The following is a 20,505-nucleotide window of genomic DNA, read 5'->3' on the forward strand; positions in this document are numbered from 1 at the left end:
CTGATCTTGGGAAGTGGTCGGCGTGATCGACACCGAAGGCGATGTCGCCGAGTGGACCTTCCCTGCCGAGCCCGATGTCGCACGCACCGCACGTCACGCTGTCCGCGAGGCTCTGCGCGCCTGGGATCTGGATGCCGTGATCGGCGATGTGGCCGTGCTCCTGGTCAGTGAGCTCGTGACCAATTCTCTTCGGTACACCTCCGGCCCGATCGGCGTCCGTCTCGTCCGGCTGAACCCCGACGGCATGACCCCGCCGGCCCTCCGCGCCCTTCTTGTGGAAGTCTCCGATCCGCTTCCGGATCCACCCCTGGAACGCCCCGCCGGCCCCGATGACGAGGGTGGACGCGGGCTCCAGCTCGTGGCCTGCGCGGCCAGGCGGTGGGGTACACGGCGTGGCAGAGCGGGCAAGACCGTGTGGTTCGAGCTGCCGTTCCCGGGTTAGAAGTGTGAAGGGACGACGATCACCGTCTCGGCTCAAAATGAACGAGACCGCTCTGTGATCGTGAACGCCGTGTCGCCAGAGGCCGTAGTGCTGAATACTGCGGGCATGGCCGGTCCGGTGCGGTGAGCTGGAGGGGACGGTCGCGTGAGCGAGATACCTGAGACGGCGAGCGGCGTGGTGTGGCAGAGCAGTCCGCCCGGCTCGATATACGACTACATCAAAGTCGCGTCCTTCTCGATCGGGCCCAACGGGCTGGTCGACCAGTGGAGCCGGCGCGCCGCCGAGCAGTTCGGCATCGAGTCCGCCGAGGTCAGGGGGAAGGACCCGGTCGAGGTCTTCATGCCCGCCGAGCTCCGCGACCGGGGGCACCGCAAGATCGCCGAGATACTCGACGGCAAGGAGTGGACCGGCCTCGTCCCCTTCCGTATGCCCGGTGAGGGCGGGGCGCACGGGCTCGCCGAGGTCTATGTCATGCCGAGCGAGACGGCGCACGGCGAGCGGGCCGCGATCTGCATCGTCGTCGACGTCCGCGCCCTCCGCGGCATAGAGACCGATCTTGCTTCTTCGCAGGCCATTTTCGGCCAATCTCCTTTTGGGTTCCTTCTGTTCGGCCCCGACCTCACCGTCGTACGTGCCAATCAACGCTTCGCGACCGTCTTCGGCGGTGCGGCTGCGGACCATCGCGGCCGCACCGTCTTCGACTACCTCTCCCGGCCCGAGGCCGAGCGGATGACCGCGGCGCTCCGTCGGGTCCTGGAGACCGGTGAGGCCGTGACCGATCTGCAGATCGTCGGCACCACCCCGGGCAGCACCGAACGCCGCCACTGGTCCATCAACCTCTACCGCGTGCACAGCGGGACGGGCCGCCCCACCGGCGTCGCCGGGCTCGGCACCGACGTCACCCGCCGCCAGATCGCCGCCCGCGAGGCCGCCAGTGCCCGCCGCAACCTGGCCATCCTCAACGAGGCCAGCGCCAGGATCGGCAACTCCCTCGACCTGGAGACCACCGCCCGCGAGCTTCTCGACGTCGCCGTACCCGGCTTCTGCGACCTCGCATCCGTCGACCTCTACCAGGGGCTCCTCACCGGGGACGAGGCCCCGCCCGGCCACTGGGGCTCCGCCCACCCGGAGGGCTTCGGCGGCAGCAGCGCCGAGCTGCGCCGGGTCGCCTACGCCAGTGCCGTCTCCGACGCCCTCCTTGCCGACGGCTCCGGCGGCTCCGGCGTGCCACGCCAGTCCGGGTCCCGTGAGGCGGGTGGGTCCGGCGGCTCCGGCGCGGGATCGCCCGCCTCGCCCCGGGTCGGCGCAGTCCACCGCTACGCGTTCAACTCGGCCTGCGCCCTCGCCCTCCGCACCGCCCGTGTCCAGACCATCCCGGGCGAGGAAGGCAGCCTCGTCCAGTCCACCCTCGCCGTGCCGATGGTCGCGCACGACGCGGTCGTCGGGCTCGTACAGTTCTCCCGGGCGAAGGGCAGCGAGCCCTTCGGGGAACGGGACCGGGCCCTCGCGGTCGAGCTGGCCGCCCGCGCCGCGGTCTGTATCGACAACGCCCGCCTCTACCGCCGCGAGCACGAGCGGGCCCTGATCCTCCAGCGCAGCCTCCTGCCGCCCGGCGACCCCGAGGCCGCCGGCCTCGACATCGCCTGCCGCTATCTCCCGGGCAACACGGCCACCGAGGTCGGCGGCGACTGGTTCGACGTCATCGAACTCCCCGGCCACCGCACCGCACTCGTCGTCGGCGACGTCATGGGCCGCGGACTGCGCGCCGCCGTCGCCATGGGCGAACTGCGCACCGCCGTACGGACCTTGGCGCTGCTCGACCTGGAGCCCGCCGAAGTGCTCTCCGCACTCGACGAGATCGCCCGAGGACTCGGCAGCCCCAGCGGCGCCCAGCAGGCGTCCCGCGTCGCCCACAAGTCCCGCGGCCCCGAGCTCGCCGAGGTCTATCTGGCGACCTGCGTCTACGCCGTCTACGACCCGGTGACCAGACGCTGCACCTTCGCCAACGCCGGCCATCTGCCGCCCGTCCTGGTGGAACCCGGAGAAGAGGCGCTGCTGCTCGACGTGCCGCCGGGGATGCCGCTCGGCGTCGGCGGCGAGCCCTTCGAGGAGGTCCAGGTCGAACTCCCGGAGGGCGCTCTGCTCGCGCTCTACACGGACGGGCTCGTCGAGTCCCGGGACCATCCCCTCGACGAGGGCCTCACCGCCTTCCGCCGTGCGCTCACCGAGTCGGACCTCCCGCTCGAGGACGTCTGCGACCACGTGCTCGGCACCCTCGACACCCGGCACGGCGAGGACGACATCGCCCTGCTGATGGCCCGGATCCAGGGAATGCCGACCGAGTCCGTGGGCGACTGGCGGCTGCCCCGCGAACCCCGCTCGGTGGGCCGCGCCCGGGAGCTTGCCAGGGCCCAGCTGGTCGCCTGGGAGCTCGAACCGCTCGTGGACACGGTCGAGTTGCTCGTCAGCGAACTCGTCACCAACGCCCTGCGTTACGGCGAGGGCGAGATCCGCCTGCGGCTGCTGCGCGACCGCACCCTCGTCTGCGAGGTCTGGGACGCCGGCCTCGTGCAGCCACGGCGACGGCGCGCCCGGGACACCGACGAGGGCGGCCGCGGACTGCAGCTCGTCGGACTGCTCAGCGCCGCCTGGGGCTCGCGCCGCACCCCGCGGGGCAAGACCGTGTGGTTCGAACTCGCCCTGCCGGACGGCGACTCGACGTCCGAGCCGAGCGTGGAGCAACTGCTCAGCATGTTCTGACCCGGGTCCCGTCCCGGATCGCGAGCGTGGCCTGGCCGGCGGCGGGGAGCAAGGACGAGTCCCGTGCGTGGCCGCCACCCTCCGCGGGGCGCGGCCGCCCCGGAGCACTGCACCGTGCCGGGGGGTCGCGCCGGGTGCCGGGCCGCCGCAGCGGACCGCCGTCGGGCGGCCTTGCGGGCCGGTGGCCCGCGGCCGGGCCGGCCGTGGACCGTCGCCGGGGCGGCCCGCCGCTACGCGGCCTTGAGGGCCGCCAGCCGGGCCTCGATCTCCGCGCTGTCGCCGAGGGCGTCCAACTGCTCGAACTGGGCGTCCAGCGAGGAGGAGGCGAGCTCCTCCTTGCCCATGGCCCTCGCCTCCTCGCGGCGGACCTTGTCCTCGAAGCGATTCAGCTCGCTCGTCGGGTCCAGCACGTCGATGCTCTTGACGGCGTCCATCATCTGGTTCTGCGCCTGGGCGGTCCTGGCCCGGGCCACCAGCTCGTCCCGCTTCGCCTGGAGCTCGCCGAGCTTGGTCTTCATCTGGTCGAGGCCGGACCTGAGCTTGTCCACGACCTGGGTCTGGGCCGCGATCGTCGGCTCGGCCGTCTTCGCCTCCCGTTCGGACTGCAGCTGCCGCTGCAGCGCCACCTTCGCGAGGTTGTCGAACGTGTCGGCGTCCGCGCTCCGCCCCGACGCCCTCAGCTCGTCGGCCTTCCTGCTCGCCGCCAGCGCCTTGCCGCCCCACTCCTTGGCCGCCTCCACGTCCTCCCGGTGGTCCTGCTCCAGCAGGCGCAGATTGCCGATGGTGCCGGCGACGGCCTGCTCGGCCTCCGCGATGTTGTTCGTGTAGTCCCGGATCAGCTGGTCGAGCATCTTCTGCGGGTCCTCGGCCTGGTCCAGGAGCGCGTTGATGTTGGCCTTCGCCAGCTGGGCGACACGGCCGATGATGGTCTGCTTCGTCATGGCGCTTCTCCTTGTACGGAACACGAGTCGGTGGGAGCCGGAGCCGGAATCGGAGCCGGAGCCGGAGCCGGAGCTGGATGAGAAGGAGGAACAGGACCGCGTCAGAACCGGCCGCCGCCGCCCAGCCGGCCGCGTGTGCCGCCGCCGCCGAAACTGCCCGGACCGCCGCCGAAACCTCCACCCCCCGGACCTCCGCCAAAGCCGCCGCCCCCTCTGTGTCCGCCCCCGCCGCCGAACAGGCCGCCCAGGATGATTCCGCCGAGCACGGCACCGCCGAGCCCGCCTCCACCTCCTTGTACACCGCCCGACCCGAACGGGTTCCCGTACGACCGGACGTCCTGTTCGGCGAAGCTCTGCGCCTGCCGGGCGAGGGCGTCCGCCTGCTGCGCCTCGACCAGCGCGCCCGATGCTTCCTCCACCCCCGCGAGTTCCCGCGACCGCTCCAGCCGCCGCTGCGCCTCCGCGAGCCGGGTGCGGGCGTGGGCCCCGACCGCCCCGCGGTGTGTCGTGATGAAGTCCGCGGCCGCCCCGATCGTCGAACGGGCGGTCAGCGTCGCCTGGTCCAGCAGCGCGCGGGCCCGCCGCGCGCCCGACTCGCGCTCCCGCGCCCCCGCCAGGGCCTCGTCCAGCGCGGCGTCCGCCTCCTCGACCCGGCGCAGCGCGTCGATCGGGTCGTACGGTCCGGCGTCGGTCTCCCGCCGCACCTCGGCGACCACCGTCTCCGCCCGGGCGATCCGGCCCTGCAGATCGGCCGTGGACACCCCCGGCGGCGTGCCCTTCAGCAGCCCGCGGGCGTCGGCCAGGTCCGCCTCCGTCTCGGTGAGCGCCCCCGGAAGCTTTCCGGCCGCTTCCGCCAGCTCCTGGGCGCGCCGGTCGACGGCGTCGATGAGCCGCTCGGCCTGGTGGACCGCGCCTTCCGCGGCGCGGATGTGGACGGCGGCCGTGGCGTTGTCGCCGCCGTCGGCGGACTGCCGTGCCTGGCCGAGCGTGGTCGAGGCGAACAGCAGCCGGTCCTCCGCCTGCTCGACGTCACTCACGACGGGCGCGGCGGCCGACTCGGCGTACCGCGCGCGCATGACGGTCAGCGTGGCCTCGGCCGTGGCGACCCGTCCGCTCAGCTCCCGGTACGCGGACTCGGCCGTGGCCAGGGCCTGCGGCGCGTTCTGCTCGAGGGCGCGCAGCCGGTCGAAGTCCTCCGACTCCGCGTCCAGCCGCCGATTGGCCTCCGCGCAGCGGGTGATGATCTCGTCCAGCATCTGCCGCCGGGTCGCGTCGTTCTCCGGATAGGCGTCGTCGAGCGCCTGCCGCAACCGGAACGCCGCGGTCAGCTCGTCGTGGGCGTACGCCACCGCCTCGGTGAAGGGCTTCGCGGCCCCCTCGCCGAACTGCGCCGTGGCGAAGCCGAGTTCCTCCTGGCTCGTACGGAGCGCGTCATCCGTGTCCACAAGGGCCCGCTCGGCCTGCGCGTCCAGCTCGTGCAGAGGTGTCGGCGGATGCGGCGTCGACGGTTCCTCCGGCCGTCCCCACCCCTGCCCGCCCCGCGGGGTGGTGCGGTCCGCGGCCTGGCGCTTGCGCCTGCTGTACGCGTACACGGCGAGGGCACCCGCACCGCCGAGCACGGCCACCGGCACGATCAGATCCGTGGCGGAGGCGCCGTCCCCGCCGCCCGGATCGGGCGCCCCGGGCGTGATCGCCGGCGTGGGCACGGGCCGGCCCGAGAGCACCGCGTCGTAGCCGTCGGCGGCCCCGATCGCGGCCCCGGCCCAGTCGTTCTGCCGGAGCGGCGGCTCGATCGCGGTCTGCGCGACCTCGCTGAACTGCGTCCGGGTGATGCGCGAGTCCGGATCGGCGGAGTACGCGTACTGCCGGTCGCGCGTGGCGACGGTGAGCAGGACGTCGTTCTGGCCGAGCCCGTTCTTCGTGGCGGTCGCGTCGGCCCAGCTCTGCGCCGAGCGCCCGGAGAAGTCCTGCACGTACACGACGAACAGCTGGATCCGCTGGTCGTCGTAGAGGCGGTCGAGCGCCTGCGCCACCTGGCCCTCCCGGTCGCCGAGCGCGTCGACGGGGTCGGTGATCTGGCCCTCGCGGGAGAGCTGCACCGGATCCTCGGCGTGGGCGCCCTGACCGGCGGGCACGAGGAGCCACCACGCCGCCACCAGCACGGCGAGCAGGACCCGGGCGGCTATTCGTGTCACGTTTGGGAGATTATGTCCGCCGTTTGCTCCCCGCGACCGGACGGCCCCGGACCAGCAGAAAATCGAGGGCCCGCCCGGCGCCTCGTCCCTAGCCTGGTGGGCATGGGTGAGGGGATGCAGCACACATGGACCGGAGTGCGCGAGCGGGTGGCCGCGCTGCGAGAGCACGGAGGAGCGAGCGGGGTCTTCGGCGCCCGGGGCCACGGCTTCGAACTCCAGCCGCCGATGAGCGAGCGGGACGTACGCGCGCTCGAGGCCGCGCTGGGCACAGAGCTCCCGGCCGAGTACCGCAGCTTCCTGCTCACGGTGGGCGCGGGCGGTGCCGGGCCCGACTACGGACTGGCCACACCCCTGCGCGGGGAGGGTGGTTGGGCCTGGCGGGGCGTCGGACTCGCGTACGAGGGGATCACCACGGCCGTCTCCGACGCGGGCCTGCCCTTCGCCCCGGACGAGGTGCAACGACTGCTGGACGCCCACGAGGGCGAGGAGCCGGAGCCGGACGACTGTCCGGACGAGGAGGAGTTCCAGCGGGCCTGCCGGGCTTGGGACGACCGCGGGGACGAGCTGTACGACGCCCAGACCGCAGGCGCGGTCTTCATCACCGAGCAGGGGTGCGGCTACAACTCGCTGCTGGTCGTCACCGGGGAGCACCGCGGCACGATCTGGGACGACCTGCGGGCCTGCGACGCCGGAATCGTGCCGAAGGGCTGGAGCTTCGCCGCCTGGTACCTGGCCTGGCTGGCCCGCGCCGAGGCCGCCGCGTACGGGGCGTGACCGCCGGCTCCGCCCCGGACCCGGCAGGCGGCGGGCCGATCCCGTCCGTGCGTGGCGTGTGATCGCCATCATCACGGAATGCGGTCGTCACTGTCGGTGACGGTGCCTACGGTGGGAGACCATACGGCACTGCTGACAGGGGGATCCTGTGAACGTACGACCGCGCCACCAGACGCACCGCGTCACGGACAGCAACCTGCGCCAGGGCCCTGGCCGGCGTTCATGCCCAGGCCCTGGCCCGGGTTCACATCCGGACGCCGCCCCGGGTTCATGCCAAGGTCCGGCGTCGGCGCCGCCCGGGCCCGGTCCGGGAGTCCTGTTACCGGACCCGGACCGGCCCCGGGCCGGCGGCCGTCTACGCGCCGGAGTCCCGCCGCCGGATCTTGCTCCCCAGCCACACCAGCGGGTCGTACTTACGGTCCACCGCCCGCTCCTTCAGCGGGATCAGCGCGTTGTCCGTGATCTTGATCTGTTCCGGGCACACCTCGGTGCAGCACTTGGTGATGTTGCAGTAGCCCAGGCCGTGCTCGTCCTGGGCCGTGCGCTTGCGGTCCAGTCCGGTCTCGGCGGCCGCGTCCAGGGGGTGCATGTCCAGTTCGGCGACGCGCATCAGGAAGCGAGGGCCGGCGAAGGCCGCCTTGTTCTCCTCGTGGTCGCGCACCACATGACAGGTGTCCTGGCACAGGAAGCACTCGATGCACTTGCGGAACTCCTGGGAGCGGTCCACATCGACCTGCTGCATCCGGTACTCGCCGGCGGCGAGCCCGGGAGGCGGGACGAACGACGGCACCTCACGTGCCTTCTCGTAGTTGAAGGCGACGTCCGTGACCAGATCGCGCACCACCGGGAAGGCCCGCAGCGGGGTCACCGTGATGGTCTCGGCCCGGTCGAAGACCGACATCCGGGTCATGCACAGCAGCCGCGGCCGGCCGTTGATCTCCGCGCTGCACGAGCCGCACTTGCCCGCCTTGCAGTTCCAGCGCACCGCCAGATCCGGGGCCTGGGTGGCCTGCAGCCGGTGGATGATGTCGAGGACGACCTCGCCGTCGTGGACCTCGACCGTGAAGTCCCTGAGGCCGCCGCCCTCCTGGTCGCCCCGCCAGACCCTGAACCGAGCGTCGTACGTGCTCATTCGTACAGCTCCTCTTCGGCGAGGTACTTGACCAGCTCCTCCTTCTCGAAGAGAGCGAGCAGGTCGGGGCGGATGGGCTCGGTGGTCCTGCGTACGAGTTCGATCTGGCCGCGCGCCGGGTCGGTGGCGGCCAGGCCGCCCGTCGGGTCCGAGAGCCGGCACAGCAGATTGATCCGGCGCCACTCGCGGTCCATCCCGGGGCAGTCCTCGCGCGTGTGGCCGCCGCGGCTCTCGGTGCGCTCCACGGCGGAGCGGGCGATGCACTCGCTGACCAGCAGCATGTTCCGCAGGTCCAGGGAGAGATGCCAGCCCGGGTTGAACTGCCGGTGGCCCTCGACTCCGGCGCGCCGTGCGCGCACCCGGAGCTCGGACAGTTTCTTCAGGGCCTGCATCATCTCGGTCTCGCGCCGGATGATGCCGACCAGGTCGTTCATGGTCTGCTGGAGTTCCTGGTGCAGGGTGTACGGATTCTCCGGGGCCGTGCCCGGCTCCGGACCCTCCGCGCTGAACGGACGCAGCGCCTCCGCCGCGGCCGCGTCGATCTGGGCGTCGTCCACGAGCGGCCGCGCCGCCCCGGCGGCCCCGGCCGCGTACTCCGCCGCGTGCCACCCCGCCCGCCGTCCGAAGACGAGCAGGTCGGAGAGGGAGTTGCCGCCGAGCCGGTTGGAGCCGTGCATACCGCCCGCGACCTCGCCCGCCGCGTAGAGCCCGGGGACGCCGACCGTGGCGGCGGAGTCCGAGTCGACCGCGATGCCGCCCATCACGTAATGGCAGGTCGGCCCGACCTCCATGGCCTCGGCGGTGATGTCCACGTCCGCCAGCTCCTTGAACTGGTGGTACATGGACGGCAGCCGGCGCCGGATGACCTCCGCCGGCATCCGGGTCGACACATCGAGGAACACGCCGCCGTGCGGGGACCCTCGGCCCGCCTTCACCTCGGCGTTGATCGCGCGGGCGACCTCGTCACGGGGGAGCAGCTCGGGCGGGCGCCGGTTGTTGTCCGGGTCTTCGTACCAGCGGTCGCCCTCCTCTTCCGACTCCGCGTACTTCTCCTTGAAGACGTCCGGGACGTAGTCGAACATGAACCGCTTGCCGTCGCTGTTGCGCAGCACCCCTCCGTCGCCACGCACCGACTCGGTGACCAGGATCCCCTTCACCGACGGAGGCCAGACCATCCCGGTCGGATGGAACTGCACGAACTCCATGTTCAGCAGCGGGGCCCCGGCGAGCAGCGCCAGCGCGTGCCCGTCGCCCGTGTACTCCCAGGAGTTCGACGTCACCTTGAAGGACTTGCCGATGCCGCCGGTGGCCAGGACGACCGCCGGGGCCTCCAGGACGAAGAAGCGGCCGGACTCGCGCTCGTAGCAGAACGCACCGGAGACCCGGCCCGCGGCGGAGCCGCTGTCGGATGCAGTCTCCTTGAGCACGCGCGTCACCGTGCACTCCTGGAAGACCTTCAGCCGCGCCTCGTAGTCCCCGAACTCGGCCTTGTCCTCCTGCTGCAGCGAGACGATCTTCTGCTGGAGCGTCCGGATCAGCTCCAGGCCCGTCCGGTCGCCGACGTGCGCGAGCCGCGGGTATTCATGGCCGCCGAAGTTGCGCTGGGAGATCTTCCCGTCCTTCGTACGGTCGAAGAGCGCTCCCCAGGTCTCCAGCTCCCACACCCGCTCCGGGGCCTCCTGCGCGTGCAGCTCGGCCATCCGCCACTGGTTGAGGAACTTCCCGCCGCGCATGGTGTCGCGGAAGTGGACCTGCCAGTTGTCGTGGGCGTTCACATTGGCCATGGAGGCGGCGATCCCGCCCTCCGCCATGACCGTGTGCGCCTTGCCGAAGAGGGACTTGCAGATCACGGCGGTACGGGCGCCCCGCTCGCGCGCCTCGATGGCGGCCCGCAGCCCCGCGCCGCCCGCGCCCACCACGACGACGTCCCACTCCTGCCGTTCCAGTTCGGTCATCAGATGGCACCTTCCTCAGAAGAAGCGCGGATCGGCGAAGGCACCGGTGGCCAGCAGGTACACGTAGAAGTCGGCGAGCGCGACGCTGATCAGCGACGCCCAGGCGAGCAGCATGTGACGCTCGTTGAGTCTGCTGACCCAGCCCCACAGCCGGTAGCGCACCGGGTGCTTGGAGAAGTGCTTCAGCCGGCCGCCCATGATGTGCCGGCAGGAGTGGCACGACAGGGTGTACGCCCAGATCAGCACGATGTTGACGAGGAAGACCAGGGTGCCGAGCCCCATGTGCCCCCACGCGTAGTGCTCGTCGCGGAAGGCGAGCACGGTGTCGTAGGTGAGGATGCCCGCGACCGGCAGTGCCGCGTAGAAGAAGTAGCGGTGGATGTTCTGCAGGATCAGCGGGAAGCGGGTCTCGCCCGTGTAGGCGCTGTGGGGCTCGGCGACCGCGCAGGCCGGGGGCGACGCCCAGAACCCCCGGTAGTAGGCCTTGCGGTAGTAGTAGCAGGTCAGCCGGAAGCCGAGCGGGAAGATCAGGATCAGCAGGGCGGGGGAGAGCCCCCACCAGCTTCCGAAGATCTCCCAGTTGGGGCCGCCCTTCATCGGCGTGCAGTTCTCCGCGAGACAGGGCGAGTAGAAGGGCGAGACGTACGGTGCGGCGTAGTAGTCGCTGTTCGCGAAGGCCCGCCAGGTCGAGTAGACGATGAAGGCGAGCAGCCCGGCGGCGGTCGCGGCGGGCGCCAGCCACCAGCGGTCCGTCCTGAGGTGGCGGGGGGCGATGGCGGCGCGCGAGGCGCCGTGCACGCCTGTGTCGGTGTGGGGTTCGGTGCCTGTGGCCAACGAGGTCTCCTAGGGCGCGTGCCGGTCGCGCGCACCCAGGCCCTCGTCGTCCGCATCCGTCCACAGCGAGCTGTCGTACGGAGTGTCGGGAATGGTGACCAGGTCTTCGGGGCGGCCGACCGGCCGGGCACGGGTGGCGTCCTCCCGCGTTTGCGCGAGGTTCCGCTCCAGCCGCTCGACCGTACGGGCCAGGTCGTCCAGGCGTCGCTTGACGTCCGTCAACTCGTCCTGCATGGACATGTGTTGCCCTCACTTCCGCGGTCGCGGGTGGCATGCGGGTGTCTGGGGGTGCTCCCCAGAGGGCTCTTGTGTGCGCCTGCGAGTGTTGCGCGTCACATCCCTTGTTGTGAAGGCGTGTGCACCGATTCCCGCGCGCGCCACCCGTAAGGGGGCATCGCCGTTGCGCCGCATGGGTGGGGTTCACGGGCCGCTCCGCCGTGTCGGCGTCGCGCCCTGCCCGCCGTGGCCTTCAGTGGAGGCGCAATAGGTGTGATCATCTCCAAATTCCCGAACCAGGACGAAGAGGTACAGGCCATGCCCTACGTCGTCGCCTCACGCCGGAGGACCCTGCGTTCCGTATCCCTCCTCACCAGCGGTGTGCTTGCGCTCCCCGTGCTGGCCGGCTGCAGCACGGCGAAGCCCGGGACCGAGGCCAAGCCGGTCCCCGCGGACATCGGCCCCGCCGCCCGCAACCTGGTCGCGGACGGCGGCACCCTGCGCTGGGCCGTCGACGCCGTGCCCGTGACGCTCAACGCCTTCCAGGCCGACGCCGATGGCGCCACGTCGCGGATCGCCGGCGCCGCGCTCCCCTCCCTCTTCACCTTCGACGAGCGCGGCCGCCCGCAGCGCAACCCCGACTATCTGGAATCGGCCGAGATCGTCGAGCGCGAGCCCAAGCAGGTCGTCCTCTACAAGCTCAACCAGGAGGCGGTCTGGAGCGACGGCCGCGAGATCGGGGCACCCGACTTCCTCGCCCAGTGGCGGGCGCTCAGCGGCAAGGACACGGCCTACTGGACCGCGCGCAACGCGGGCTACGAGCGCATCGAGAAGATCGAGCGCGGCGCGAGCGACCTGGAGGTGCGGGTCACCTTCGCCAAGCCGTACACCGACTGGCGGTCGCTTTTCACCCCGCTCTACCCGAAGGAGGTGATGGGCACCCCGTCCGCCTTCAACGAGGGCGCCCGGACCCGGCTCGTCTCCACCGCCGGGCCGTTCAAATTCGAGGATCTCGACCGCAAGGCCGGCACCGCGACCCTCGTCCGCAACCCGCGCTGGTGGGGCGAGCCCGCCAAGCTCGACTCGCTCGTCCTGCGCGCCGTGCCCCGCGACCAGCGCGCCGCCGCGCTCGCCACGGGCACCGTCGACCTGGCCGAAATCGATCGGAGCGTCGCGGATCGTATCGCCGTGGCCTCGCGGGAGAAGCAGGCCGCGCGGCATGGTTCCGGCGCCGACGGCGCCCGGCCCGCGGCGTACAAGCCGAGGGCGCACGCGTTCGGCTCCGACGAGGACCAGGCGGAGGCCGTCCTGCCGGCCCGGAAGCAGAACAGGGCCACGCTCGCCGAGAACGCGACGCAGCAGATCGCGCTGCGGGCCTTCGTCGTCCGCAAGACGCTCGAGCCCGCGTACACCCAGCTCGCGCTCAACGGCGAGGCCGGGCCGCTCGCGGACGACCGGGTACGCCGTGCCGTGGCCCGCGCGCTCGACCGCAAGGAGCTCGTCGAGGCCGTACTGAAGCCGCTGGGGCTGCCCGCGCATCCGGTCGGCAGTCATCTCGCGCTCGCCGGGCAGCCGGCATACGCCGACAACAGCGGGGCGCTCGGCGATCAGGACACCCAGGAGGCGCAGGCGCTGCTCTCCGATGCGGGCTGGACGCCGGAGGGGGCGCGCAAGCAGACGTCGGAGGACGGGACCAAGGCGGGCGCCGAGGCGAGCGCCGACTCGAGCACGGGCGCGAGCCCGGCGGTCGAGAGCCCTGCCGGCGGCCCTGCCGTCAAGCCCCCGGCGGTCGAGAGCCCTGCCGGCGGCCCTGCCGTCAAGCCCCCGGCGGCCCAGAGCCCCGCGAGCAGCCCGGCCGTCAACCCCCCGGCGAGCAGCCCGGCCGCCAAGCCACCCGCGAGCGGCCCCGCCGCCGGGACTCCCGCGACCAGCCCCGTGCCCAAGCCCCCGGCCGCCGGAGGCGCCGGGAACCGCGCCGCGGACACCTCGTCCGACGAGGGTCTCTACATCGTCGGCGACGGCAAGCCGGGCGACGCCGTCCCCGGCCGCGAGGCCGGCTGGAACGTCCTGGCCCCCGCCAGGACCGCCGCCCTCCAGAGGGCCGCCCTGCGCCGGCAGGCCGATTCCCTCCACCGTGACCGCGACGACTCCGAGAACCGCGACGCCCCCGCACGGCACGGCGGCAACCGCTCCGTGGGCTCCCGCGACGACTCCGCCGACGGGGACGGGAAGCAGGGCGGCGTCGCCGGCGCCTACGCCCCGGTCGGCACCCGTGCCCCCGCGCCCGCCCCCGCCGACGAGTCGAGGAGCGCGGCCCGCGGCCCGCTCGGCAAGGACGGCAAGGCGCTCACCCTGCGCTTCGTCCTTCCCTCGGGGCCCGGCTCCGAGCCCCTGCGCACGGTCGGCAACAAGATCGCCCGCATGCTGGACCGGGTCGGCATCCGTACGGAGATCACCAAGGTCGCCGACGAGAACTTCTTCAAGGACCACATCGCCTCCGGCAACTACGACCTCGCCCTCTACTCCTGGCCGGCCTCCGCCTACCCCGCGACCGACGCCCGCCCGATCTTCGCCAAGCCGGAGCCCGCGACCGACGGCTCGCTGCTGGTGGAGCAGAACTACACACGGGTCGGCACGGACCACATCGACCAGCTCTTCGACCAGGCCGTCGCCGAGCTGGACGAGAAGCAGGCCCTGGAGCTGGTGAAGCAGGCCGACGCCCGGATCTGGGCCGCGGCCGGGTCCATCCCCCTCTACCAGCGCCCGCAGCTGGTGGCCGTGAAGCGGGATCTGGTGAACGCGGGCGCCTTCGGCTTCGCCTCACCGCGCTATCAGGACATCGGCTTCACGAAGTCGAAAACCACGACGAACGACAAGAAATAGCTGGTCAGCACCTGGGTCACGGGCCGGAGGAGCCCGGCCGCCGGTGCCCGGACGCCCGAGAACCTCAGAACCAGCTCAAGTCCCTTGCCCGCCGGAGCCCCCGGCGGGCAAGGTCGTTCTTGCGTATCAGCCCATGACCCGGGCCCCTGTCCGCACCTTCCTGCCCCCACCGCTTGCCCCCACGCAACCCCCACGATCGACCTCAGCCCGCTCTCGGATCGGGCCGGGAAGCCCCTTTCGCGGCAGCCCCGTACCATGGACACAGCCGTGGCGCGTCCGCCCGGCGGGCGTACGAGCAAACAGACGCCGCATCCCACGATCCGAGAGAAGCGCAAGCCACCCATGCCCACGCGCCACGACATCCGTAACGTCGCCATTGTCGCCCACGTCGACCACGGCAAGACGACCATCGTCGACGCCATGCTGAAGCAGGCCGGTGCCTTCGCCGCACACCAGCTCGACTCCGTCGACGACAGGATGATGGACTCGAACGACCTGGAGCGTGAGAAGGGCATCACGATCCTCGCCAAGAACACGGCGGTGAAGTACCACCCCAAGAACGGCGAGGCCCCGATCACCATCAACATCATCGACACCCCCGGCCACGCCGACTTCGGCGGTGAGGTCGAGCGCGGTCTGTCGATGGTCGACGGTGTCGTGCTGCTGGTGGACGCCTCTGAGGGCCCGCTGCCGCAGACCCGCTTCGTGCTCCGCAAGGCGCTCCAGCGGCGGATGCCCGTCATCCTCTGCATCAACAAGACGGACCGTCCGGACTCCCGGATCGACGAGGTCGTCAACGAGACCTACGACCTCTTCCTCGACCTGGACGCCGACGAGGACCAGATCGAGTTCCCGATCGTCTACGCCTGCGGCCGTGACGGCATCGCCTCGCTGACCAAGCCGGAGGACGGCACCGTCCCGGCCGACAGCGACAGCCTGGAGCCGTTCTTCTCCACCATCCTGGAGCACATCCCGGCCCCGACGTACGAGGAGGAGGCCCCGCTCCAGGCCCACGTCACCAACCTCGACGCCGACAACTTCCTCGGCCGTATCGCGCTGCTCCGCGTCGAGCAGGGCGAGCTGCGCAAGGGCCAGACCGTCGCCTGGATCAAGCGCGACGGCTCGATCGCCAACGTCCGCATCACCGAGCTGATGATGACCGAGGCGCTCACCCGCAAGCCCGCCGAGGTCGCGGGCCCGGGTGACATCTGCGCCGTGGCCGGTATCCCGGACATCATGATCGGCGAGACGCTGGCCGACCCGGAGAACCCGGTCGCGCTGCCGCTGATCACGGTCGACGAGCCCGCGATCTCCATGACCATCGGTACGAACACCTCGCCGCTGGTCGGCCGCGGCGGCACCGGCAAGGGCGCCGACAACAAGGCCGCCGTCAAGGACCGCAAGGTCACCGCCCGCCAGGTGAAGGACCGCCTCGACCGCGAGCTGATCGGTAACGTCTCGCTTCGCGTCCTGGAGACCGACCGCCCGGACGCCTGGGAGGTCCAGGGCCGCGGTGAGCTGGCGCTCGCGATCCTCGTCGAGACCATGCGCCGGGAGGGCTTCGAGCTGACCATCGGCAAGCCGCAGGTCGTCACCAAGGAGATCGAGGGGAAGCTGCACGAGCCCGTCGAGCGCATGACCGTCGACGTGCCCGAGGAGCACATGGGCGCGGTCACGCAGCTCATGGGCGTCCGCAAGGGCCGCATGGACAACATGTCCAACCACGGCTCCGGCTGGGTCCGCATGGAGTTCGTCGTGCCGTCCCGCGGTCTGATCGGCTTCCGTACGGAGTTCCTGACCCAGACCCGCGGTACCGGTATCGGCCACTCCATCCACGAGGGCCACGAGCCGTGGTTCGGCACCCTGACGACCCGTAACAACGGCTCGCTCGTCGCCGACCGGTCCGGCGCCGTCACCGCCTTCGCGATGACGAACCTCCAGGAGCGCGGCGTCCTCTTCGTCGAGCCGGGCACCGAGGTCTACGAGGGCATGATCGTCGGCGAGAACTCCCGCTCCGACGACATGGACGTGAACATCACCAAGGAGAAGAAGCTCACCAACATGCGCTCCTCCACGGCCGATGTCGCGGAGTCCATCGTTCCGCCGCGCAAGCTCTCCCTGGAGCAGTCCCTGGAGTTCTGCCGCGACGACGAGTGCGTCGAGGTGACCCCGGAGGCCGTCCGCATCCGCAAGGTCAACCTGGACGCCCGCGAGCGCGCCCGCGCCGCCTCGCGCGCCAAGCACGGCTGAGGCGCCCGTCACGGCCGAGGCGGCCCGCACGGGCGACCGACGCCGTAGGATCGGCTGATCCGCGTCAATTCCGGGTTAACTCTTCGACAGAGGCCCGGCTCCTCGCAGACACTGTGGGGAGCCGGGCCTTTCGTCAACTTCATTTCGGCCCTTGGCCTGATTCATACGTCCGTATATCGGAGTCCGCTCTCCGGAACTTGTGTTAAGGGTCCGTTTCGCGGGTGTCTGTCTGTGCTCGCTTTGTCCGGATTTCGGGCCGGGGGGCCCGGCCGATGTTGTCAAAACGAGACCCTTTAAGTGTGGTTTACAGCCCTCCTCTCCTTAATAGTTGGCTCCATTGAGCTCGGGTCAATGGGTCACGCGCTGTGGGGAGCGCCGACTCACGAGCACACTCGTGGTACTTGACGAGCACGCTGTCAGGGGTGTCAGCGCGCGTAGAACAGTGCCCTTCTTGTAGTGACAAGTGGACTCATGAGGAGGAAACCCATGCGCGGTGCCAAGAGCGCCAAGTGGGTCGCCGGTGCGATCGTCGTCGCCCTGGCGGCCGCTGCCTGTGGCAGTGGTGGTGGTGACGAGGGCAAGAAGAACCCGTCGGGCAAGCCCGAGGGCTATGTCTCCATCGACGTCGGCGAGCCGCAGAAGCCGCTCATCCCGGCCGACACCAACGAGACCAACGGCTCCTACGTCATCCAGTCGCTCTTCACCCAGCTGCTGGACTTCGACGCCAAGGGCGAGATCGTCTACACGAACGCCGAGTCGGTCTCCACCACGGACTCGAAGACCTGGACCGTCAAGCTCAAGTCGGGCTGGAAGTTCCACAACGGTGAGGCCGTCACCGCGCAGTCGTACGTCGACGCGTGGAACTGGTACGCCAACATCAAGAACAACCAGCAGAACAGCTTCTGGTTCGGCGACATCGCCGGCTACGCCGACGTCCACCCCGAGAAGGGTGAGCCGAAGGCCGACAAGATGTCCGGTCTGAAGGTCGTGGACGACACCACCTTCACGATCACGCTGACCGACAAGGTCCCGTACTTCAACTACAAGCTGGGCTACGCCACCTTCGCCCCGCTCCCGAAGGTCTTCTACGACGACCCGAAGGCGTTCGGCCAGAAGCCGGTCGGCAACGGTCCGTACAAGTTCGAGAAGTGGACCCACAAGAAGCTGATCCAGGTCGCGGCCAACCCTGACTACCAGGGCCCGAACAAGGCGGCGAACAAGGGCATCCAGTTCAAGAGCTACACGACCCTCGAGGCCGCGTACCAGGACGTCGTCTCCGGCAACCTGGACATCATCCGCCAGGTCGGCCCGACGGACCTGCCGAAGTACAAGCAGGACCTGGGCGACGGCGCCATCGAGCAGCCGTACGCGGCCATCCAGACGCTGGTCCCGGCCTTCTACACCAAGACGTTCAAGGACATCGACCCCAAGGTTCTCCAGGGTCTGTCCATGGCGATCGACCGTGACACGATCACCAAGACCGTCCTGAACAACACCCGTACCCCCGCGACGAGCTTCACGCCGCCGCAGGTCAAGGGCAACCAGGACCTGGGCACGGACGTCTTCACGTACAACCCGACGAAGGCGAAGCAGCTCATCACCGAGGGCGGCGGCGTCCCCGAGAACAAGCTGTCCATCCAGTACAACAGCGACGGCGGCCACAAGGAGTGGATCACCGCGGTCTGCGAGTCCATCCGCAAGGCCACCGGTGTCGACTGCGTCGGCGACCCGAAGCCGGACTTCGCGACCGACCTCGAGGCCCGCGACAACAACCAGGTGAAGGGGATGTACCGCGGCGGCTGGGTCGCCGACTACCCGGTCAACGTCAACTTCCTCAAGGAGCTGTACCACACCAGCGCCGAGTCCAACAACGGTCGCTTCTCCGACAAGGAGATCGACGGGCTGATGGCTGCCGCTGACAAGGCGAACTCCCTGGACGAGACCGTCAAGGCCTACCAGGAGGTCGAGAAGAAGCTCCTCGACAAGATGCCGGCGATCCCGCTCTGGTACTACCGCATCAACGGTGGCCACGGTAAGAGCGTCGACAACGTCGCGGTCGACTTCCACGGCGACCTCGAGCTGACCGGCGTCACCGTCAAGTAACACCAGCCTGCGGGCCCCATCCCCACTCGGCCGTCACCCGCCGCCGCCGGAGATCCGGCGGCGGCGGAGGTCCCGGGGGTTCCCTGTCACGGGCGGCCCCCGGACCGCAGTTAACCCCTCACGGAGGCACCCATGGGGCGCTACGTCGCACGACGACTGCTCCAGATGATCCCGGTGTTCATCGGGTCAACCTTTTTGATCTTCGCCATGATGTACGCGCTGCCCGGTGACCCCGTCAGAGCGCTCATGGGAGACCAGGCCTACGACCCAGCGGTCGTGGCGTCCATCCGCGCTGATCTCGGTCTCGACCAGCCACTCTGGCAGCAGTACTTCACCTATCTGGGCAACCTGGTGCAGGGTGACTTCGGTACCGAGATCGCCAGCAAGCGCGAAATTGCCGACATCATCGCCCAGGCGTTCCCGATCACTCTTCGGCTGACGCTCTTCGCGTTCACCTTCACGGTGCTCGTGGGCATCGGCCTCGGCGTGATCGCGGGCCTGCGCCCCGACTCCGTGCGGGACCGGGGGCTTCTCGCCCTCACCCTGGTACTGATCTCGATGCCCTCCTTCGTGCTGGGCTACCTGATGCAGTACATCTTCGCGTTCCAGCTCGGCGTCACCACGGCGACGGTGCAGGATTCCGAGAACATCGGGGACCTGTTCCTGCCGGCCATCGTCCTCGGCTCGCTCTCGCTCGCCTATGTGGCCCGACTGACCCGTACGTCCATGGCCGAGAACCTGCGCGCGGACTACATGCGCACGGCGGTGGCCAAGGGCCTGCCGCGCCGCCGGATCGTCGGCGTCCACCTGATGCGCAACTCCCTCGTCCCGGTGGTCACCTTCCTCGGTACCGACATCGGCAACCTGATGACCGGCGCCATCGTCACCGAGGGCATCTTCAACGTGCAGGGAGTCGGAAAGACCATCTTCGACGCGCTCACGCGCCGCGAGGGTGCGACGGTCGTGGGCATCGCCTCGCTGATCGTCCTCGTCTACCTGCTCACCAGCCTGCTTGTCGACCTGCTCTACGCGGTCCTGGACCCGAGGATCCGGTATGCCTGAGAAGACCGCCGAGACCCCGGCGACCACGGACACGATCACCGTCGCGGCCGCCACTGGCGCGCCCGCCACCGAGACGGGTCCCGCTCCGGGCAAGCCGCGCAGCCTCTGGTCCGACGCGTGGCACGACCTGCGCACCAACCCGCTGTTCCTCGTGTCGGCGGTGCTCATCCTGCTGCTGCTGACCATCTCCGCCTGGCCGAGCCTGTTCACCAGCGCATCGCCGCGCGACGCGGACCTGGTCAACCACTACCTGTCGCCGCCGAACTGGGGCCACTTCTTCTCGCCCGACTGGTTCGGCTACGACGGCCAGGGCCGTTCGATCTACGCGCGAGTGATCTACGGCGCCCGCGCCTCGATCCTCGTCGGTGTCGGCGTCACCGCCCTGGTGACCGTTCTCGGCACGCTGATCGGCATGATGGCCGGCTACTTCGGTGGCTGGATCGACACCATGCTGTCGCGGGTCACCGACATCTTCTTCGGTATCCCGTTCCTGCTCGGCACCCTGGTGATCCTCACCAGCTTCGAGAAGCGCGAGGTCTGGGTCGTCATCCTGGCCCTGGCGTTCCTCGGCTGGACGCAGATCGCCCGTGTCGCCCGCGGCTCGGTGATCACCATCAAGCACGCCGACTACGTCGTCGCGGCCAAGGCGCTCGGCTCCTCGACCTGGCGCATCATGATGCGGCACATCCTGCCCAACGCGGTCGCCCCGATCATCGTCGTCGCGACGATCGCCCTCGGCGGCTACATCGCGGCCGAGGCGACGCTGTCCTTCCTGGGTGTCGGCCTCGCCGAGCCGACGGTCTCCTGGGGCGTCGACGTGTCCAGTGGACGTGAGCAGCTCCGCAACGCGCCCCATGTGCTGATCGTTCCGTCGGTGATGGTGTCGATCACGGTGCTCTCGTTCCTGATGTTCGGCGATGCGGTACGCAACGCCCTCGACCCCAAGCTGCGCTGAGGG

The 20,505-nt window shown here is 70.4% G+C and carries 14 protein-coding genes; 8 read left to right on the top strand and 6 right to left on the bottom strand.

Annotated features, from left to right (window positions below; genetic code table 11):
- Positions 1–13 precede the first annotated feature (13 nt).
- Entirely contained in the window at positions 14–442 is a 429-nt protein-coding gene (locus ACWCP0_RS17135) for an ATP-binding protein (protein WP_451079613.1), read from the top strand.
- 144 nt (positions 443–586) lie between these two features.
- Positions 587–3,202 carry a SpoIIE family protein phosphatase gene (locus ACWCP0_RS17140; RefSeq protein WP_451079614.1) on the top strand — a complete coding sequence of 872 codons (2,616 nt, stop codon included), beginning with the start codon at positions 587–589 and terminating at the stop codon, positions 3,200–3,202.
- Between the two features lie 230 nt (positions 3,203–3,432).
- On the opposite strand, the gene ACWCP0_RS17145 is transcribed toward ACWCP0_RS17140, so the two are convergent.
- Together ACWCP0_RS17145 and ACWCP0_RS17150 are read right to left on the bottom strand one after the other, a co-directional pair.
- A complete protein-coding gene (locus tag ACWCP0_RS17145) occupies positions 3,433–4,143 on the bottom strand; it encodes a PspA/IM30 family protein (protein ID WP_451079615.1) in 711 nt (236 codons plus the stop codon).
- 101 nt (positions 4,144–4,244) lie between these two features.
- Positions 4,245–6,338: a TPM domain-containing protein gene (locus ACWCP0_RS17150; protein ID WP_451079616.1), complete on the bottom strand. Its 2,094-nt coding sequence runs from the start codon at positions 6,336–6,338 to the stop codon at positions 4,245–4,247.
- 102 nt (positions 6,339–6,440) lie between these two features.
- Here ACWCP0_RS17150 and ACWCP0_RS17155 point away from each other — a divergent pair, with 102 nt between their 5' ends.
- Positions 6,441–7,112 (top strand): SMI1/KNR4 family protein, encoded by a 672-nt coding sequence (locus tag ACWCP0_RS17155; protein ID WP_451079617.1) that lies wholly within the window; start codon positions 6,441–6,443, stop codon positions 7,110–7,112.
- 355 nt (positions 7,113–7,467) lie between these two features.
- Here ACWCP0_RS17155 and ACWCP0_RS17160 read toward each other — a convergent pair whose 3' ends face one another.
- Genes ACWCP0_RS17160 through ACWCP0_RS17175 form a run of 4 tightly spaced genes read right to left on the bottom strand, consistent with a single transcriptional unit; the run spans position 7,468 to position 11,273 of the window.
- Positions 7,468–8,244, bottom strand: coding sequence for a succinate dehydrogenase/fumarate reductase iron-sulfur subunit (locus ACWCP0_RS17160; protein ID WP_451079618.1), 777 nt, complete (start codon positions 8,242–8,244; stop codon positions 7,468–7,470).
- Positions 8,241–10,199 carry a fumarate reductase/succinate dehydrogenase flavoprotein subunit gene (locus ACWCP0_RS17165; RefSeq protein ID WP_451079619.1) on the bottom strand — a complete coding sequence of 653 codons (1,959 nt, stop codon included), beginning with the start codon at positions 10,197–10,199 and terminating at the stop codon, positions 8,241–8,243. The genes ACWCP0_RS17160 and ACWCP0_RS17165 overlap by 4 nt, the downstream gene beginning before the upstream one ends.
- Positions 10,200–10,214: 15 nt before the next feature.
- Entirely contained in the window at positions 10,215–11,033 is an 819-nt protein-coding gene (locus tag ACWCP0_RS17170; protein ID WP_451079620.1) for a hypothetical protein, read from the bottom strand.
- 9 nt (positions 11,034–11,042) lie between these two features.
- Entirely contained in the window at positions 11,043–11,273 is a 231-nt protein-coding gene (locus ACWCP0_RS17175; protein WP_451079621.1) for a hypothetical protein, read from the bottom strand.
- Positions 11,274–11,567: 294 nt separating this feature from the next.
- Between ACWCP0_RS17175 and ACWCP0_RS17180 the strand changes: the two genes are divergently transcribed.
- The 5 genes from ACWCP0_RS17180 to ACWCP0_RS17200 all read left to right on the top strand — a co-directional run bounded on the left by ACWCP0_RS17180 (position 11,568) and on the right by ACWCP0_RS17200 (position 20,502).
- A complete protein-coding gene (locus tag ACWCP0_RS17180) occupies positions 11,568–14,132 on the top strand; it encodes an ABC transporter substrate-binding protein (RefSeq protein WP_451079707.1) in 2,565 nt (854 codons plus the stop codon).
- A 342-nt stretch (positions 14,133–14,474) separates the two neighbouring features.
- On the top strand, positions 14,475–16,382 hold the full coding sequence (typA, locus tag ACWCP0_RS17185; RefSeq protein WP_451079622.1) for a translational GTPase TypA: 1,908 nt from the start codon (positions 14,475–14,477) through the stop codon (positions 16,380–16,382).
- Between the two features lie 486 nt (positions 16,383–16,868).
- Complete coding sequence (locus ACWCP0_RS17190) at positions 16,869–18,485, top strand: peptide ABC transporter substrate-binding protein (protein ID WP_451079623.1); 1,617 nt, start codon at positions 16,869–16,871, stop codon at positions 18,483–18,485.
- Positions 18,486–18,617: 132 nt separating this feature from the next.
- Positions 18,618–19,547 carry an ABC transporter permease gene (locus ACWCP0_RS17195; protein WP_451079624.1) on the top strand — a complete coding sequence of 310 codons (930 nt, stop codon included), beginning with the start codon at positions 18,618–18,620 and terminating at the stop codon, positions 19,545–19,547.
- Positions 19,540–20,502 carry an ABC transporter permease gene (locus ACWCP0_RS17200; protein ID WP_451079625.1) on the top strand — a complete coding sequence of 321 codons (963 nt, stop codon included), beginning with the start codon at positions 19,540–19,542 and terminating at the stop codon, positions 20,500–20,502. Before ACWCP0_RS17195 ends, ACWCP0_RS17200 begins: the two co-directional genes overlap by 8 nt.
- Positions 20,503–20,505: the final 3 nt, after the last annotated feature.

This window comes from Streptomyces sp. NPDC001970 (genome assembly GCF_053594115.1).

What these genes read in the sequence shown, in the direction of transcription:
- ACWCP0_RS17180 (WP_451079707.1), top strand. Translation starts at nt 11,568, where the DNA reads ATGCCCTACGTCGTCGCCTCACGCCGGAGGACCCTGCGTTCCGTATCC.
- typA (WP_451079622.1), top strand. Translation starts at nt 14,475, where the DNA reads ATGCCCACGCGCCACGACATCCGTAACGTCGCCATTGTCGCCCACGTC.
- ACWCP0_RS17165 (WP_451079619.1), bottom strand. Translation starts at nt 10,199, where the DNA reads ATGACCGAACTGGAACGGCAGGAGTGGGACGTCGTCGTGGTGGGCGCG.
- ACWCP0_RS17155 (WP_451079617.1), top strand. Translation starts at nt 6,441, where the DNA reads ATGGGTGAGGGGATGCAGCACACATGGACCGGAGTGCGCGAGCGGGTG.
- ACWCP0_RS17195 (WP_451079624.1), top strand. Translation starts at nt 18,618, where the DNA reads ATGGGGCGCTACGTCGCACGACGACTGCTCCAGATGATCCCGGTGTTC.
- ACWCP0_RS17160 (WP_451079618.1), bottom strand. Translation starts at nt 8,244, where the DNA reads ATGAGCACGTACGACGCTCGGTTCAGGGTCTGGCGGGGCGACCAGGAG.
- ACWCP0_RS17175 (WP_451079621.1), bottom strand. Translation starts at nt 11,273, where the DNA reads ATGTCCATGCAGGACGAGTTGACGGACGTCAAGCGACGCCTGGACGAC.
- ACWCP0_RS17190 (WP_451079623.1), top strand. Translation starts at nt 16,869, where the DNA reads ATGCGCGGTGCCAAGAGCGCCAAGTGGGTCGCCGGTGCGATCGTCGTC.
- ACWCP0_RS17200 (WP_451079625.1), top strand. Translation starts at nt 19,540, where the DNA reads ATGCCTGAGAAGACCGCCGAGACCCCGGCGACCACGGACACGATCACC.
- ACWCP0_RS17145 (WP_451079615.1), bottom strand. Translation starts at nt 4,143, where the DNA reads ATGACGAAGCAGACCATCATCGGCCGTGTCGCCCAGCTGGCGAAGGCC.